Source organism: Staphylococcus sp. HMSC077D08 (assembly GCF_001837945.1).
In the GTDB taxonomy this organism is placed as follows: Bacteria; Bacillota; Bacilli; order Staphylococcales; family Staphylococcaceae; genus Staphylococcus; species Staphylococcus epidermidis.
Window position 1 is genome coordinate 1 of sequence record NZ_KV834816.1, and the last position, 405, is coordinate 405.

The window sequence follows — 405 nt, forward strand, 5'->3', positions numbered from 1 at the left end:
TTTAAGTCAAAACCACAACCACTTTCAATATCATTGATATCATAAAGCGTTTTATCTGAATTAGAGGCATGAATAAAATAATCAAACATGCCCTTAGGAGACATAATAATTTCAATATGCCTCGGTGTATTTAAGTGTTGTTGAAGTAGTTCAGAGACTTGAGAATAACTTTTTAAAGAATCAAAGAATAAAGCACCGTGTTTATGTGATTTTTTGATTAATCCCGTTGATTGATCTATATCTTGATTGTGCCACGGGCTTAAAATATAAGGAATATGCATCTGTTCCAAAATATCTTGATAGTTAGATGGCGTGCTTTCTTCATATATTAAAAAAGCCCACTTATTCGAACGTTTATCTTTCGTCATCATGGACATCCTTTCTGTGATTATTGATTAATGATGC

At 31.9% G+C, this 405-nt stretch carries 1 protein-coding gene; it reads right to left on the bottom strand.

Annotation, left to right across the window (positions count from 1 at the left end; all coding sequences use genetic code 11):
• A partial coding sequence (locus HMPREF2663_RS09565) for a replication protein (RefSeq protein WP_176746340.1) occupies window positions 1–368 on the bottom strand: 368 nt, incomplete at its 3' end.
• Between the last annotated feature and the right edge of the window lie 37 nt (window positions 369–405).